The organism is Kitasatospora sp. NPDC054795 (genome assembly GCF_053611565.1).
In genome coordinates this window covers 1-15156 of sequence record NZ_JBSHAP010000173.1, presented here as the reverse complement: position 1 = coordinate 15156, position 15156 = coordinate 1, and the positions used below count along the sequence as shown (strand labels likewise).

At 74.3% G+C, this 15156-nt stretch carries 15 protein-coding genes; 9 read left to right on the top strand and 6 right to left on the bottom strand.

Translation table 11 applies throughout. The features are described 5' to 3' along the window. Positions 1-47: 47 nt before the first annotated feature. From hisN to ACWGJO_RS37650, 5 genes are all read right to left on the bottom strand, one after another. The gene (gene hisN, locus ACWGJO_RS37670; RefSeq protein WP_380540004.1) at positions 48-845 is read right to left on the bottom strand and encodes a histidinol-phosphatase; all 798 of its coding nucleotides are present in this window, start codon (positions 843-845) and stop codon (positions 48-50) included. A 165-nt stretch (positions 846-1010) separates the two neighbouring features. Beyond that, positions 1011-1334 (bottom strand): DMT family transporter, encoded by a 324-nt coding sequence (locus ACWGJO_RS37665; protein ID WP_359908425.1) that lies wholly within the window; start codon positions 1332-1334, stop codon positions 1011-1013. 148 nt (positions 1335-1482) lie between these two features. Continuing rightward, on the bottom strand, positions 1483-2535 hold the full coding sequence (gene rsgA / locus ACWGJO_RS37660) for a ribosome small subunit-dependent GTPase A (protein WP_387694944.1): 1053 nt from the start codon (positions 2533-2535) through the stop codon (positions 1483-1485). Positions 2536-2550: 15 nt separating this feature from the next. Then, on the bottom strand, positions 2551-3882 hold the full coding sequence (gene aroA / locus ACWGJO_RS37655; protein ID WP_452190156.1) for a 3-phosphoshikimate 1-carboxyvinyltransferase: 1332 nt from the start codon (positions 3880-3882) through the stop codon (positions 2551-2553). Positions 3883-3947: 65 nt separating this feature from the next. Further along, positions 3948-4673, bottom strand: a complete 726-nt coding sequence (locus ACWGJO_RS37650; RefSeq protein ID WP_452190155.1) for a M50 family metallopeptidase — start codon at positions 4671-4673, stop codon at positions 3948-3950. Between the two features lie 150 nt (positions 4674-4823). Between ACWGJO_RS37650 and ACWGJO_RS37645 the strand changes: the two genes are divergently transcribed. The 8 genes from ACWGJO_RS37645 (at position 4824) to def (ending at position 12935) form a co-directional block, all read left to right on the top strand. After that, positions 4824-5576: an SOS response-associated peptidase gene (locus tag ACWGJO_RS37645; RefSeq protein ID WP_452190154.1), complete on the top strand. Its 753-nt coding sequence runs from the start codon at positions 4824-4826 to the stop codon at positions 5574-5576. Positions 5577-5596: 20 nt separating this feature from the next. After that, entirely contained in the window at positions 5597-6235 is a 639-nt protein-coding gene (locus ACWGJO_RS37640) for an alpha/beta hydrolase family protein (RefSeq protein WP_387694948.1), read from the top strand. A 384-nt stretch (positions 6236-6619) separates the two neighbouring features. Beyond that, positions 6620-7270 (top strand): sigma-70 family RNA polymerase sigma factor, encoded by a 651-nt coding sequence (locus ACWGJO_RS37635; RefSeq protein ID WP_049655069.1) that lies wholly within the window; start codon positions 6620-6622, stop codon positions 7268-7270. After that, positions 7267-7677, top strand: a complete 411-nt coding sequence (gene rsrA, locus ACWGJO_RS37630) for a mycothiol system anti-sigma-R factor (RefSeq protein WP_359908442.1) — start codon at positions 7267-7269, stop codon at positions 7675-7677. The genes ACWGJO_RS37635 and rsrA overlap by 4 nt, the downstream gene beginning before the upstream one ends. Positions 7678-8093: 416 nt before the next feature. Continuing rightward, positions 8094-9527, top strand: a complete 1434-nt coding sequence (locus ACWGJO_RS37625; protein WP_452190153.1) for an HD-GYP domain-containing protein — start codon at positions 8094-8096, stop codon at positions 9525-9527. Between the two features lie 32 nt (positions 9528-9559). Beyond that, a complete protein-coding gene (locus ACWGJO_RS37620) occupies positions 9560-10966 on the top strand; it encodes an HD-GYP domain-containing protein (RefSeq protein WP_452190152.1) in 1407 nt (468 codons plus the stop codon). Between the two features lie 291 nt (positions 10967-11257). Next, positions 11258-12250, top strand: a complete 993-nt coding sequence (locus ACWGJO_RS37615; RefSeq protein WP_359908447.1) for a tetratricopeptide repeat protein — start codon at positions 11258-11260, stop codon at positions 12248-12250. Positions 12251-12293: 43 nt separating this feature from the next. Then, positions 12294-12935, top strand: a complete 642-nt coding sequence (gene def / locus ACWGJO_RS37610) for a peptide deformylase (protein WP_452190151.1) — start codon at positions 12294-12296, stop codon at positions 12933-12935. Positions 12936-12992: 57 nt separating this feature from the next. On the opposite strand, the gene ACWGJO_RS37605 is transcribed toward def, so the two are convergent. Continuing rightward, positions 12993-14039 (bottom strand): LacI family DNA-binding transcriptional regulator, encoded by a 1047-nt coding sequence (locus tag ACWGJO_RS37605; protein ID WP_452190150.1) that lies wholly within the window; start codon positions 14037-14039, stop codon positions 12993-12995. Positions 14040-14191: 152 nt separating this feature from the next. Here ACWGJO_RS37605 and ACWGJO_RS37600 point away from each other — a divergent pair. After that, the coding region (locus ACWGJO_RS37600; RefSeq protein WP_452190149.1) for an alpha-amylase family glycosyl hydrolase at positions 14192-15156 on the top strand (965 nt) is incomplete at its 3' end.

Below are 15156 nucleotides of genomic sequence, written 5' to 3'. Positions count from 1 at the left end.
AGCTCCCACTGGTCGGGGGGCCGCGACCACGTTCGGGCCGGCCGGGGTCAGACGGAGAGCCGGCGCAGGGCCTCCTCGTGCAGCAGGCCGTTGGAGGCGACCGCGTCGGCGCCGCCGGGGCCGGGGACGCCGTCCAGGCCGGTGAAGCGGCCGCCGGCCTCCTCGACGATGATGCAGTTGGCCGCCATGTCCCACAGCGACAGCTCGGGCTCGGCGGCGATGTCGACGGCGCCCTCGGCGACCATCATGTAGGACCAGAAGTCACCGTACGCGCGGGTGCGCCAGCAGGCGCGGGTGAGGTCCAGGAACGGGTCGAGGCGGCCGCGCTCCTCCCAGCCGCTGAGCGAGGAGTAGGAGAAGGACGCGTCCTCGATCCGGGAGACACCGGAGACCTGCAGCCGGGAGGCCTTGGTCAGGCTGCGGCCGCCGAACGCGCCCAGGCCCTTGGCCGCCCACCAGCGGCGCTGCAGCGCGGGGGCGGAGACGATGCCGACCACCGGGCGCTCGACGCCGTCCGGGCCGTCCTCCAGCAGGGCGATCAGGGTGGCCCAGACCGGGACGCCGCGGATGTAGTTCTTGGTGCCGTCGATCGGGTCGATCACCCAGCGGCGCGGGCCCGAGCCCTGGAGACCGAACTCCTCGCCGAGGACGGCGTCGCGAGGACGGGCGCGCTGGAGCACGCTGCGCACGAGCTCCTCGGCGGCCTTGTCGGCGTCGCTCACCGGGGTGAGGTCGGGCTTGGTCTCGATCTTCAGGTCGAGGGCGCGGAAGCGATCCAGGGTGACCGAGTCGGCCGAGTCGGCGAGGACATGGGCGAGTCGGAGGTCGTCGTGGTAATCGGCCATGCCCGAAACCCTAGCGAGCCTCCTCCGATCGGCACAGCCGGGCTCGCGGAGCGGCACGGAGCGGGTGCGGGCGCGCACGGCCGTCCGGTGCGCCGTGTCGGCTCCGCTCGTCGCTCCGCGTGCCCGGTCGCTCAGTGGGTCGTGCCGCTGAGTTGGTCGTGCCGCTCAGTGGGTCGTGCCGCTGAGCTGGAGGCCGATGACACCGGCGATCACCAGCGAGATCGAGACCAGCTTGAGCACCGAGGAGCTCTCGCCGAGGAAGAGCATGCCGTAGATCGCGGTGCCGGCCGCGCCGATGCCCGTCCACACCGCGTAGGCGGGGCCGACCGGAAGGGTCTTCAGCGAGAGGGTGAGCAGGCCGAAGCTGCCGAGGGCGAACACGCAGAAGCTGATGGTGGGCCAGAGCTTGGTGAAGCCCTCGCTGAGCTTGAGGTTGATCGCGAAGCCGGTCTCCAGCAGGCCGGCCAGGACCACCAGGGCCCATGCCATCGCGTGCCCTCCCTGTCGATCGACGGGCGGACCGCATACGGCCCGACTTTCCTATGATCGCCAGGTGGGCCCGCTCCGACACCTCGAACGGGCCACCAACCCCGCCGACCGGCCACCAACCCCGCCGACCGGCCGCGGACGGCCGGACTCAGTCGGCCTCGCCGTCCTTGCTGGCCAGCAGACGGCGCAGCGAGTAGAGCCGGGCCGCCTCGGCGTGGCCCTCGGCGACCCAGGCGTCCAGCGCGCAGTCCGGCTCGTCGTGGCTGCACGCGCGCGGGCAGTCGGCGGTGCCGGCCTCCAGGTCGGGGAAGGCGAGGATGACCCGGGACGGATCGATGTGCGAGAGGCCGAACGAGCGGAAGCCGGGGGTGTCGATCACCCAGCCGGGGTTCAGCGCCTTCTTCGAGCCGGGCTTGGCGCCGGGCGGCGGGGGCAAGCGCAGCGCCAGCGCGGAGACGGTGGTGTGCCGGCCGCGGCCGGTGACGGCGTTGACGTGCCCGGTCTGCCGCCGGCGGTCCGGGACGAGCGCGTTGACCAGGGTGGTCTTGCCGACGCCGGAGTGGCCGATGAAGACCGTGGACAGGCCGCGCAGGTGCTCCCGGACGGCCTCGGCGCCGGTGGTCTCCAGCTCGTCGCGGCGGGTGACCACGTACTCGATGCCCAGCGGCGCGTAGGTCTCCAGCAGCGTCGAGGCCGGGGCGAGGTCCGACTTGGTGAGCACCAGCAGCGGCTCCATGCCCGCGTCGTACGCCGCCACCAGGCAGCGGTCGATCAGCCGGGGGCGCGGCTCCGGATCGGCCAGGGCGGTGACGATGGCCAGCTGCTCGGCGTTGGCGACCACGATCCGCTCGTACGGGTCGTCGTCGTCCGCGGTGCGCCGCAGCACCGAGGTGCGTTCCTCGACCCGGACGATCCGGGCGAGGGTGTCGGCCTCCCCGGTGAGGTCGCCGACCAGGTTGACCACGTCGCCGACGACGACGCCCTTGCGGCCCAGCTCGCGGGCCTTCATGGCGACGACCTCGCGTTCCTGCTTCGTTCCCAGGTCGACCAGGCAGGTGATCCGACCGCGGTCGACGGTCAGCACCATCGCCTCGGCGGCGTCCTCGTGCTTGGGCCGGATCCGGGTCCGCGGCCGGGAGCCCCGGCGGGCGGGGCGGTTGCGGATGTCGTCCTCGTCGGCGTCCTTGCCGTAGCGGCGCATGTGCTCAGTCTCCGCTCAGGCGCCCGCCGCCGCTTCGCCGAGCAGCTCGGACCACATCCCGGGGAAGTCGGGCAGGGTCTTGGCGGTGGTGGCGACGTTCTCGACCTCGACGCCGGGCACGGCGAGGCCGAGCACGGCGGCGGCGGTGGCGAGGCGGTGGTCCTCGTAGGTGTGGAAGATGCCGCTGTGCAGCGGGCGCGGGCGGATCCGCAGGCCGTCCTCGGTCTCGGTGACGTCGCCGCCCAGGTCGTTGATCTCCTTGGCGAGCGCGGCGAGCCGGTCGGTCTCGTGCAGGCGCAGGTGGGCGATGCCGTACAGGTGGGACTCGGAGTCGGCCAGCGCGGCGACGGCGGCGATCACCGGGGTGAGCTCGCCGACGTCGTGCAGGTCGGCCTCGATGCCGTGGATCCGGCCGGTGCCGGTGAACTGCAGGCCCTCGTCGGTGAACTCGCAGGCGCCGCCCATCCGGGTGTAGATCTCGCGCAGCTGGTCCCCGGGCTGGGTGGTGTGCCTGGGCCAGTCCCGCACGGTGACCCGGCCGCCGGTGACCAGGGCGGCGGCGAAGAACGGCGCGGCGTTGGAGAGGTCCGGCTCGACCACCAGGTCGCGGCCGATCAGGGCGCCGGGGGTGACCCGCCAGACGTCCTTCTCGCCGCCGTCCTCGGGGGCGTCGACCTGGGCGCCGGCCAGCCGCAGCATCTCCACGGTCATCCGGATGTGCGGCAGCGACGGGACCGGGCCGCCGACGTGGCGGACCTCGATGCCGTGGTTGTAGCGGGCCCCGGAGAGCAGCAGGGCGGAGACGAACTGGGACGAGGAGGAGGCGTCCAGCTCGACCGGGCCGCCGTCCAGCGAGCCGGTGCCGTGCACGGTGAGCGGGAAGGCGCCCCGGCCGCCGTCCTCGATCCGGGCGCCGAGCGCGCGCAGGGCGTTGATCACACCGTGCTGGGGACGCTCGTAGCAGCGCGGGTCGCCGTCGAAGTGCACGGGGCCGTCGGCGAGGACGGCGAGCGGCGGCAGGAAGCGCATCACCGTGCCGGCGTTGCCGACGTCGACGGAGGCGGGGCCGAGCAGCGCGGGGGCGGGGATGACCCGCCAGGCCTCGCCGCCGCCGGTGCCGCCGGAGTCGTTGTTGACCTTCTCCTCGATGGTGACCCCGAGGGCGCGCAGGCCGTCGGCCATCAGCTGGGAGTCGCGGCTGCGCAGCGGGCGCCGCACCCAGCCCGGCCCGTCGGCGAGTGCCGCCAGCACCAGGGCCCGGTTGGTGACCGACTTGGAGCCGGGGATGGTGACGGTGGCGTCGACGGGGCTGGTCGCGACGGGGGCGGGCCACAGGGTCTCGGTCATGGGGCAAGTCTAGGGGCCGCGGAGGAAGCCCCCTCGTCGGTCGGGCGGCGGGACGCCCCGGCCGGCTACCGCAGCGGCTGGAGCAGCCAGGCGGCGCCGAGGCCGAGGCAGGCGAGGGCGACGAGCAGGAAGACGGTGACCCAGGCGAGGGCGGGGACGTGGGTGAGCCGGGCGAGCTGGTCGGCGTCGGAGTCGCGGGCCCAGCCGATCCGGCGCTGGTGCTGGAGCTCCAGGACGGGGCGGACGGCGCCGAAGAGCAGGAACCAGCAGCCGAGGTAGGCGAAGCCGGCCTGGACCTCGGCGCTGCCGAACCACGAGACCAGGAAGAAGGCGCCGCCGGCGACCAGCACGCTGAGGAAGCCGAAGGCGTTGCGGATGCGCAGCAGCAGGGCGAGCAGCAGCACGATCGCCAGCCAGAGCAGCAGGGTGATCCGGTCGGCGGCGAGCAGGGCGGCGCAGCCGAGGCCGAGCAGCGCGGGGGCGGTGTAGCCGGCGGCGGCGGTGAGGACCATGCCGGGGCCGGTGGGGCGGCCGTAGGAGAGGGTGAGCCCGGAGGTGTCCGAGTGCAGCCGGATGCCGGCCAGCTTGCGGCGGGTGACCACGGCGATCAGGCCGTGGCCGCCCTCGTGGGCGATGGTCACGGCGTTGCGGGCGACGTGCCAGAGCGGGCGGGCCAGGACGGTGAGCAGGGCGGCGGCGCAGGTCGCCAGGACCAGCCAGCCGGGTGGGGCGGCCTGGGTGCCGGTCACCTGGTCCCACAGGTCGCCGAGGGTCCGGTCGTTCGCGTTCATCGGTGTCTCTCCGCCTCCGTCCGCCGCAGTGGGCCGTCGCGTTGGGCCGTTCGGGGCAGCCTCCCATGCGGGGACGGGCGGGAGGCGGCGGGTGGTTCTGGTCCGGGGATGAACAAGTCCTGAGGACGGTGGCATGGCAAGCTGGCCCGCATGTGCGGTCGGTTCGCAGCCAGCAGCAAGCCCGAGGACGTCGTCGAGCTGTTCGACGTCGAGCACTGGGATCCCGCGGAGACCCTGGGCCCGAACTGGAACGTCGCGCCGACCAACAGCGCCTTCGTGGTGCTGGAGCGGCTGGGCGGGGAGCGGCCGCGGCCGGTGCGGCAGCTGCGGGTGCTGCGCTGGGGGCTGGTGCCGCAGTGGTCGAACTCCGCCGAGACGGCGGTGAAGATGATCAACGCCCGGTCGGACACGGTGCACGAGAAGCCCTCGTACCGGCAGGCCTTCGCCGCGCGCCGGTGCATCCTGCCGGTGGACGGCTACTACGAGTGGCAGACGGTGCCGGGGGAGCGCGGAAAGGCCCGCAAGAAGCCGTACTTCGTCTCCCGGGCCGACGGCACCCCGCTGGCGCTGGCCGGGCTGTACGAGTTCTGGCGCAACCGGGCGGTGCCGCCCGGGCACCCGGAGGCCTGGCTGGTGACCTTCACGATCGTCACCACGGACGCCGAGGAGTCGCTGGCGCCGATCCACGAGCGGATGCCGCTGTTCCTGGACCCGGGGGACTGGGACGCGTGGCTGGACCCGCGGTCGACCGACCCGGACGGGCTGGCCCGGCTGCTGGTACCCCCGCCTCCGGGCGCGCTGCTGGCCACCCCGGTGTCGCCGGTGGTCGGCAGCATCCGCAACAACGGTCCGGAGCTCAAGGAGCCGTGGACCGAGGTCGAGTACGAGACCACCCTGTTCTGAACCTTCCTGGAGTCACTGCGATGAGCACCACCGAACTGGTCCCCACCGAGGCCGGGGAGGCCCGGATCAGCTACCACCGCGCCGAGCGGCCCGTGGCCGTGCTGGCGCTCGGCCACGGCGCGGGCGGCGGGATCGAGGCCCGGGACCTGGTGGCGCTGGCCGGGAAGCTGCCGGCCCGGGGGATCACCGTGGCGCTGGTCGAGCAGCCCTGGCGGGTGGCGGGCCGCAGGCTCGGCCCGGCTCCGAGGACGCTGGACCTCGGCTGGCGGCCGGTGGCGGAGCGGCTGGCCGGGCAGGGCCTGCCGTTGGTGGTGGGCGGTCGCAGCGCCGGGGCGCGGGTGGCCTGCCGCACGGGCGCGGCGACCGGGGCGGTCGGGGTGGTGGCCCTGGCGTTCCCGCTGCACCCGCCGGGCAAGCCGGAGAAGAGCCGGGCCGGGGAGCTGCTGGAGTCCGCTCTGCCGACGCTGGTGGTGCAGAGCGCGGCGGACCCGTTCGGCGGGCCGGCGGAGTTCCCGGAGCTCCCGGCGGGGCACGAGCTGGTGGCGGTGCCGTACGGCAGCCACGGCTTCGAGGTGCCCAAGCGGGCGCCGGTGGGGCAGGACGAGGTGCTGGACCTGATCTGCTCGTCGGTGGGGGACTGGGTGCTGCGGCTGCTGTGAGGCCGTGAGCGGGGAGTTTCCGCTCGATCACTCGTGCGAGCGAATGGTGCCCGGGGGCGGGAATGCGGCCGGGGCCGGTGTGGTTGTCGTGTCCGTCAGCACGAGTCACCGGTGTGAGAGGCAGGGCAGATGGGTTCGATCGCGTGCCCCGAGCGGCCTGAGGAGCGCGAGGCCACCACGGCGTTCGCCCCCTCGTGGTCGGAGTGGCTCGACGCGGGCGAGAAGCCCGTCAGCCCGATATCCTCCATTTCTGGGCGGCCCGCCGTGGGCCGTGCCCGTCATGCCGAGGAGGTGGGTCCGGTCGTCGGGACCGAGCACGAGGCCGATCCGGGCCGTGGCCCGGGCGACGCCCTGCCCGCGGGCGAGGCGCTCACCGGTGAGGAGCTGGCCGAGGCGATCGGTGAGGACACCTACCGGGTGTCGGCGGAGGAGAGCGAGGAGGCCCGGCGGGAGCGCTTCGAGCGCGACGCCCTGGGCTACCTGGATCCGATGTACTCGGCGGCGCTGCGCATGACGCGCAACCCGGCCGACGCGGAGGACCTGCTCCAGGAGGCGTTCGCCAAGGCGTACGCGTCCTTCCACCAGTTCCGCGAGGGCACGAACCTCAAGGCCTGGCTGTACCGCATCCTCACCAACACGTTCATCAACTCGTACCGCAAGAAGCAGCGGGAGCCCCAGCGCACCGCGGCGGAGGAGATCGAGGACTGGCAGCTGGCCCGGGCCGAGTCGCACATGTCGACCGGTCTGCGCTCGGCCGAGACCCAGGCGCTCGACCACCTTCCCGACAGTGATGTGAAGGACGCGCTCCAGGCCATCCCGGAGGAATTCCGGATCGCCGTCTATCTCGCGGACGTAGAAGGCTTTGCGTACAAGGAGATCGCGGACATCATGGGTACTCCCATCGGTACGGTGATGTCCCGGCTGCACCGCGGCCGTCGTCAGCTGCGCGGCATGCTGGAGGATTACGCCCGTGAGCGCGGGCTGGTCCCGGCCGGCAGCGGGGCAGGGCAGGAAGCGAAGGGCTCGGGCTCATGAGCTGCGGCGATCCGCACGAAACCGAGTGTGGCGAGGTCCTCGACCACCTCTATGAATTCCTCGACAACGAGATGCCCGAGGGCGACTGCGCAAAGTTGCGCGTGCACTTCGAGGAGTGCTCGCCCTGCCTGAAGCAGTACGGGCTGGAGCAGGCGATCAAGGCGCTGATCAAGCGTTCCTGCGGGTGCGACGACACCCCGACCGACCTGCGCAGCAAGGTGCTGGCCAGGATCGACTCGATCCGGGCCGGGCAGCGCTCGGGCGAGCAGGTGGTGGTCGCGGTGGAGACCACCGTCGAGGTGCACGCCGAGTCGGCCCGTCCGGCGCCCGGGCTGGGCGGGGCGGCCGAGCAGGAGTCCACGGAGCGCCCCGGCGCGCCGGTCGAGGCCGGCGCCCAGGCGGAGTGACGGTCCCCGGCGAACGACCGCGCGGCGAACGACCGCGCGGCGAACGCCCGTGCGGCGGACGGCCGGGTGGTCGACCACCGGGAGCGGTGGTCCGCCGGCCCGCCGGTGAGGGTGCGGCGGGCGATTCGCGCAGGTCGGGCAAGGAGTAACAGCGGCCCCGGGAGTGTGCGCTCCCGGGGCCGCTCCCGTTCCGCTCGCACGCGCCATCACTCGTTCGAGTGAGTTGGCGGTGCGCCAACTGCGCCATTGCGCCATCATGCGTCCCCATGTCCGGACGGCGGCCTATTCTCCTGACGGACACTCACCGTCGGTCCGCCCGACGCGTTGAGGCAAGACGGGGTCCGTACGGCGGGGAGGTCGAGATCGCTACCGACTGTGGAGGATCGACCCTGCCGCGAGGGGCGGCGCGCTACCTGGTGGCCGTCCCGGTGGCGGCGCTGTGCTGCCTGGTGCCGCTGCTGCCCGCCGCGGCCGTGCCCGGGGTGCCGCACTGGCTGGGCGCTCCGGTGGACTGGCCCAAGGTCGGGCTGCTGGCCTTCCTGCACGGCTGCTGGGAGTCCCTGGCCCAGGGCCTGCCCACGCCCTGCCTGGTGCTGGTGCGCCGACTGCTGCGCCGGCCCGCGCTGCCCGAGCGGGCGCCGGCCCGGCCCGGGGTGAACGCCTTCTTCCCGGTGCTGTTCGCCGGGGTGCTGATGCTCCCGCCGTCCGCCGCCGCCCTGGTCGCCGCCCCGGCCGCGCTGCTCGGCGGCCCGAACGGGCGCGGCTGCCGCCCGCGCCAGCTGTTCAACGGCTCCCAGCTCGCGCTGTGCGCCTTCGCCTCCTCGGCCGCCTTCCACCTGCTGCGCGGCCCGCAGCTGCTGCTCGGCTCCCGCTTCCCGGCCGCGCTGCTGCCGGGATTCGCCGCCGTCGCGGTGTTCTGCCTGGTCAACGGGGTGGTGGTGGGCGTCATGCTGATGCTCGGCGAGGGGCGCCGCCCCGGGGTGCTGCTGCGCGGGGCGCACGCGGTGTGCGGGCTGCCGGTGCTGGTGCACGCGGCCGGCGGGCTGATGGTCGCGGTGCTCTGGCAGGGCCCGTACGGCGCGTTCGCGGCGCTGCTCGCCCTGCTGCCGCTGTCCATCTCGGCCTGGGTGTTCGCCCAGGGCCAGCGCGAGCGCGACGCCCACCAGGCCACCGTGCAGTCGCTGGTGCAGGCCGTGGAGATCAAGGACTCCTACACCCGGGGCCACAGCGAACGGGTCGGCCGGGCCTCGGTGCTGATCGCCACTCAGCTCGGCATGGAGGCCGAGCGGCTGCGCACCCTGCGCTTCGCCGGCATCCTGCACGACGTCGGCAAGCTCGGGGTGGCCACCGAGCTGCTGCGCAGAAACGGTCCCCTGACCGAGGCGGAGCGCCGGGCGGTGGAGATCCACCCGGTGTACGGGTACGAGCTGGTGCGCGGGATCGACTTCCTCGGCGAGGCGCACGCCGGAATCCTGCACCACCACGAGCGGATGGACGGCCGGGGCTACCCGAGCGGGCTGGCCGGCGAGCGGATCCCCGAGTTCGCCCGGATCATCTCGGTCGCCGACGCCTTCGACTCGATGACCTCCACCCGCTCCTACCGGCGCGGCCGCCCGGTCGGCGAGGCGGTCACGGAACTGGAGCGCTGCTCGGGCAGCCAGTTCGACCCGGTGATGGTGCGGGCGCTGATCGACGCGCTGGCCGGGCACGACTGGCAGCCGGTGGTGCACTCCGAGGACGGCATCGAGGCGGTGCCGGACATCCCGCTCGGGGTGCCCGAGCCGGTCCGGGCGGCGCCGGGCCGGGTGCCGCCCCAGGGTGGGAGCGTCCCCGCGGCCGGGCAGCCGTGAGGGCCCCCGGGCGCGCGACTTCCGGGCGTGCGGTGCTCGGAGCGGGGGCGTTCGGGCGTGCGGTGCTCGGAGCGGGGGCGTTCGCGCCCCGGGCGCTGCGGCGGGTGCTCCTCGGCCGCACGCCCTGCGGGCGCACCGCGCGCGCGGTGCACGCGGTGGCCGCCGCGCTGCTGGCGCTCGCGCTGGGCGCCGTCGCGGTGCGCGGGGTCGCGGAGCCCGGGGTCGTGCTGGCGTTCACCGCGCTGATCGCGCTCGGCGAGTGCGTCCGGATCACCCTTCCGGGGGATCGGGAGCAGGCGCCCATCGGGGCGGCCGGCGCGCTGGCGTACGCGCTGCTCGGGCCGCTGCGCGGAGTGCCGACCGCGCACGGGACGCTCCAGGTGGTCGCGGTGACCGGGGCCGGCCTGCTGCTCGGCTGGCTGGCCTGCCTCGTCCTGCCCCGTCGCGTCCTGCCGGGCGGCCCCGGCCGTCCGCCCGGCCGTCCGCCCTGGGCCGACCCGGCCCGCCGCGACGGCGCCGCCCGCCGGCTGCTCGCCGTCGGCTTCGCGGCCGCCGTCTTCCAGCCGCTCTACAACGGCGGCGCGGTCGACCGCTTCTCGCCCGAGGGCCCGGCGTACGGGGTGTTCCTGACCGCCGTCGCCGCGCTGGCCGCGCTCTGCGACGCGACCCTGGCGGCGCTGCTGCGCCGCTCCGGCGGCGGGCTGCGGTTCCCGGCGGCGCTGGAGGACGAGCTGCGCTCGCTGTTCGGCATCGGCTCGGCGATCGTCGCCACCGGGATGCTGGTCAGCCTCGCGGCGGGCGAGGTCGGGCTGTGGGCGCTGCCGCTGTTCTGCACCCCGCTGCTGCTCGCCCAGGTGTCCTTCCGGCGCGCCGCCGCCGTGCGGGCCACCACCGGGCAGACCATCGCCAGCCTCGCCCGGGCCACCGAGGTGGCCGGCTACACCCCGCACGGGCACGCGCGCCGGGTCGCGGACACGGCGTGCGCGCTGGGCCGCGAGCTGGGTATGGGCACCCGCGAGCTCGCCCTGTTGGAGTACGCCGCACTGATGCACGACGTCGGCCAGCTCTCCCTGGTCGAACCGGTTCCGGACGGCGCCACCGCCCTGCTGCCGTACACCGAGCAGCAGCGGATCGCCCGCCTCGGCAGCGAGGTGATCAGCCGCACCGGAGTGCCCCGGCAGGTCGCCGAGCAGGTCGCCCGGCTGGCCGACCCGTACACCGGACCCGCCCCCGGCGAGGGGCCGGTGCCGCTCGCGTCCCGGATCATCCGGGTCGCCAACGCCCACGACGACCTGCTCACGTCGGCCCGCGGCCGGGGCGTCGGCGAGGCCGTCGGGCGGCTGGAGGCCCTGGAGGTGCTGCGGCTGGGCCGCGGCCGGGTCTACGACCCCCGCGTGGTGGACGCCCTTGCCAGGGTGGGCGGCCAGGCCCGTCGCTGAGGGGCGGGCCCGGGCACGCGGGGGCCCGCACGGTACGGGCCGTGCGCCGGCGTCGCGGGACCGGGAAAACCGGGTTCCGGCCGTCAGGGGTTGAGCGGGTGGGATCGGGCGGGCAGGCTGGGGAGGGGCGGACCCCAACCTCGGCGGTGGGGAGCGCGGGCGGGGGCGGGCGTGGTTGGATGCGGTCGTAGCGTGGAACACCGACCCGGGGCACCGGGCCCCGAACACCGTCCGAGGCGGTACGGGCACGGTGGCACGGGACTTGAGCGGACGACGACGGCAGGGACGAACGTGAGGATCTTCCACCGGGCACGGCACCGGCCGTCCGCCACCTGGCGGCAGACGACCGACCGGGCCTTCACGCTGATCGGCGACGGCCGCTACGAGGACGCCGGCGCGCTGCTGGTGATGGCCGCCGACCTGGAGCCGTGGCTCTCCGACTCCTGGTTCAACCTCGCCCTGCTGCACAAGTTCCGCCGGGACTGGGAGCAGGCCCGCTCGGCCGGGCTGCGCGCCGTCGCCCTGCTGGACCGCGAGCACGGCGCCCCGGACTGGTGGAACCTCGGCATCACCGCCACCGCCCTCCAGGACTGGCCGCTGGCCCGCCGTGCCTGGCAGGCGTACGGGCTGAAGCTGCCCGGCGGCCCCGGCGGGCAGCAGGACGGCCCGGTCAGCCTGGACCTCGGCACCACCCCGGTACGGCTCTCCCCGGACGGCGAGTCCGAGGTGGTCTGGGGCCGCCGGCTGGACCCGGCCCGGATCGAGGTGCTGTCCATCCCGCTGCCCTCCTCCGGCCGCCGCTGGGGCGAGGTGGTGCTGCACGACGGCGCCCCGCACGGCGAGCGGGTCACCGACGGCGTCGCCTACCCGGTGTTCGACGAGATCGAGCTGTGGGCGCCCTCCCCGGTGCCGACCTACGTGGTGCTGCTCCAGGCAGCCACCGCCGGGGACCGGGACGCGCTGGAGCGGCTGGTCGCCGACGCCGGCTACGCGGCCGAGGACTGGACCTCCTCGGTGCGGCTGCTGTGCCGCGCCTGCTCGGAGAGCCGGATGGCCTCCGACGACGGCGTCGCCGCCCACCACGACCCGCACGACGACGGCGACGCCGCCCACCCCGGCCACCTCAGCCACCTCAGCCAGGGCGGCGCGGCCGGGATGTCCTGGCTGGTCGAGCGCGAGTGCGGGATCGCCGCACCGGCCCACCTGGTGCGCACCCTGCTGGACCGCTGGGTCGCGGCCGCCCCGGGAAGCCGGGCTTACCGGGATCTCGAAGAAGTGTGCTGAGTACCCTGGTGAGGTAACGCGTACACCGACGGAAGCGGAAGACATGGCGGAGCAGGCCGAGCAGCACGAGCACGAGCACGACGTGGAGGGGACGGCGCCCGAGACGCCCGTGAAGGTGATCGGTCAGGAGCCCGACCTCAGCAGGGGCACCGCGCGCCCGATCACCGTCGTCGGCAACCCGGTGCTGCACCGCGAGGTCAAGGACGTCACCGTCTTCGACGGCGAGCTGTCCGCACTGATCGACGACATGTTCCAGTCGATGTACGCCGCCGAGGGCGTCGGCCTCGCCGCCAACCAGATCGGCGTCGACCTCAAGGTCTTCGTCTACGACTGCCCGGACGACGAGGGCGTGCGCCACATCGGCCACGTGATCAACCCGGTGCTGGAGGAGTACCCGGCCGACCGCCGCCGCGTCCTGGACGACGGCAACGAGGGCTGCCTCTCCGTCCCCACCGCCTACGCGGAGCTGGCCCGCCCGGACTACGCCGCGGTCACCGGCGTCGACAAGGACGGCGAGCCGATCCGCGTCGAGGGCACCGGCTTCTTCTCCCGCTGCCTCCAGCACGAGACCGACCACCTGTACGGCACCCTCTACATCGACAAGCTGTCGAAGCGGGACCGCAAGGACGCCCTGCAGCAGATGGCCGAGGGCACCCCGAAGTACGCCACGGTGTCGAACGCCTGACGGTGCGGTACGTGCGAGGGCCGGGACACCGCTGGTGTCCCGGCCCTCGGCGTGAGGTCAGCCGTGCCGCAGCCGGCCGGTGGACTCGCGGGCGACCAGCTCCGGGTTGAACAGGTAGTCCCTGACCTGGCCGCCGTGCCCCTCCAGCTGGCGCCACAGGGCCTCGGCGACGGCCGCGGCCATCTCCTGGATCGGCTGGCGCACGGTGGTCAGCGGCGGGTTGCTGTGGGCGGCCAGGTAGCAGTCGTCGTAGCCGACCACGGAGAGGTCGCCGGGCACCGGGCGGCCGGCCTCGCGGGCGGCCTGGGCGACGCCGAGGGCCATCAGGTCGCTGCCGGCGACGATCGCGGTGACGCCCGCGTCGAACAGCTGGCGGGCGGCCGCGGCGCCGCCGGCGATCGAGTAGGAGGACTCGGCGTACCAGTCGGCGGGGGCCTCCTCGCCGAGCAGTTCGCGCATCGCGCGCCGGTAGCCGTCCAGGCGGTTGATCGAGGGCCGCAGGTAGCCCTGGCCGCCGGCCAGTCCGATCCGCCGGTGGCCGAGCTCGCGCAGGTGGGCGACCGCGATCCGGGCGCCGAGCGCCTCGTCGGTGGCGACGGTGGGTACGGCCAGGCCCTCGACCCGGCCGCTGACCAGCACCATCGGGATGCCGCGTTCGTGCAGCAGCCGGTAGAAGCCGTGGTCGGCGTGCGGGTTGGCGTGCCGGCCGGAGACCAGGACCAGTCCGGAGACGCCCTTGCGCAGCAGGACGTCGATGTAGCCCAGTTCGGCGGTGCCCTGGCGGGTGGAGGTGCCGACCACGGCGGTCAGGCCGTGCTTGGCGAGCTGCACCTCGATCGCGGAGGCGAGCAGGGGGAAGACCGGGTTGTCGAGCTCGGGGACGACGATGCCGATGAGCGCGCCCTGGTGCGGGTCGTAGCCCTGGTCGGGCTGCCAGCCGAGCTCCCGCATGGCCTCGGCGACCTTGAGCCTGGTGTCGTCGGAGACACCCGGCCGGTCGTTGATCACCCTGCTCACCGAGGCGGCGCTGACGCCTGCCCGGGCGGCGATGTCCCGTAGTGACGGGCCGCTCAATGTGGTCCTCCCGACTGGTCGAGCCTGCATCTTACAAATCCCGGGCCGCGGGTCGGCGAGGCTGTTGAAACAATCTTAGCAACATATTGCGCAACAGTTTCATCGCCGTTACGGTTCCCTCGTCGGCCCCGGTAAGCGGAACGCCGCGCTCCAGTACCCTGTTCGCCCGACCGAGGAGCTCCATGGACACGGCCCGCAGCCACCGCCTCGCCGCCCGCCACCAGCCGCACCACGACGGCTCCGCGCGCTACGTCGGCGACCTCGCGCCCCGGCTCGGGCAGAAGGTCGACCTGCTGGTCCGGGTCCCGGCCGACCAGCCGGTGGAGCGGGTCTTCCTGCGCTCCGTCCCCGACGGCGAACCGCACTTCGAGGCCGCCGTGCCCGACCGCACCGACGCCGACGCGAACTGGTGGCGGGTCGGCCTGACGATGGTCAACCCGGAGATGAACTACCGGTTCTGGCTGCACACCCCGGACGGCGGGCGCTGGCTCACCGCGGCGGGCCTGCATGACCACGACCTGCCGGACGCCACCGACTTCCGCCTCACCGCCCACCCGGCCCCGCCGGCCTGGGCCGCCGACGCGGTGGTCTACCAGATCTTCCCCGACCGCTACGCCCGGGGCGGCGACGCCCCGCTCGCCGAGTGGGCCCGCCCGGCCGACTGGGACACCCCGCTGCACACCGGCGACGCCGCCGCCCTCCAGCAGATGTACGGCGGCGACCTCTGGGGCGTGGCCCGCAGGATCGACCACATCCAGCGCCTCGGCGCCACCGTCATCTACCTCACCCCCTTCTTCGAGGGCCGCTCCAACCACCGCTACGACGCCGTCTCCTTCGACCGCGTCGACCCGGCGCTCGGCGGCGACGAGGCGCTGATCGCCCTCGTCGCCGAGGCGCACCGGCGCGGCATCAAGGTGATCGGCGACATCACCCTCAACCACTCCGGCAGCGACCACGAGTGGTTCCGCACCGCCCAGCAGGACCCCGGCAGCCCCGAGGCCGGCTACTACTTCTTCGGCGAGGGCGGCCCCGAGGACTACGCCACCTTCCTGGGCGTGCGCACCCTGCCGACCTTCGACCACCGCTCGGCCGAACTGCGCCGCCGCCTCTACGCGGGCCCCGACTCGGTGGTCGCCAAGTACCTCAA